Raw genomic sequence first — 575 nt, 5'->3', positions numbered from 1 at the left:
AAAGGCTGTTTTGAAAGCCACCCCTGGCGAACTTGGGCCTGAAAAGGCGGCGTAGGAGGAGCGTTCTGGGCGGCTTTCCCGGAAAGAAGTCGCCATGTGGACGCCCGAGACCCGCGCGCTGGTTGGGGAATACGGGTCCGGTCAGGCCCTGAGCGACGAGCAGTATCGCCTTCTCGAACCGCTTATCCCGGCCGCCAAGCCCGGAGGCCATCCGCGGACGACCGACATGCGGCGCCTGCTGGACGGGTTGTTCTACCTCGTGCGGACTGGCTGCCAGTGGCGGCATCTGCCGCCCCCTCCGGCATTCCCGCCGTGGCCCACCATCTACGGCTATATGCGCGCCTTCCTCCGCGACGGGGTGTGGGAGAGCATACGCCACCACATCGTCGTCATGCTGCGCGAGGGCGCGGGGCGCGAGCCAAGCCCGACCGCGGCCGTCCTCGACACCCAGAGTGTGAAGACAACGGAGAGCGGCGGGCCTCGCGGCTATGACGCAGCCAAGAAGGTCAAAGGGCGCAAGCGGCACTTCGCGGTCGACACGCAAGGGCTGTTGCTCGGCGTGCTCGTGCATGCCG

Annotated in this window: 1 protein-coding gene; it reads left to right on the top strand. The window is 67.3% G+C overall.

The genetic code is table 11. The features are described 5' to 3' along the window. Positions 1-94 precede the first annotated feature (94 nt). On the top strand, positions 95-575 hold a 481-nt coding region (locus E2C06_RS36905; protein ID WP_133293437.1), incomplete at its 3' end, for an IS5 family transposase.

The sequence above is a fragment of the Dankookia rubra genome (genome assembly GCF_004355005.1).
GTDB lineage: Bacteria > Pseudomonadota > Alphaproteobacteria > Acetobacterales > Acetobacteraceae > Paracraurococcus > Paracraurococcus ruber_A.
Note: the sequence above shows the minus strand (reverse complement) of the source record. Positions and strands in the feature narration are given on the sequence as shown.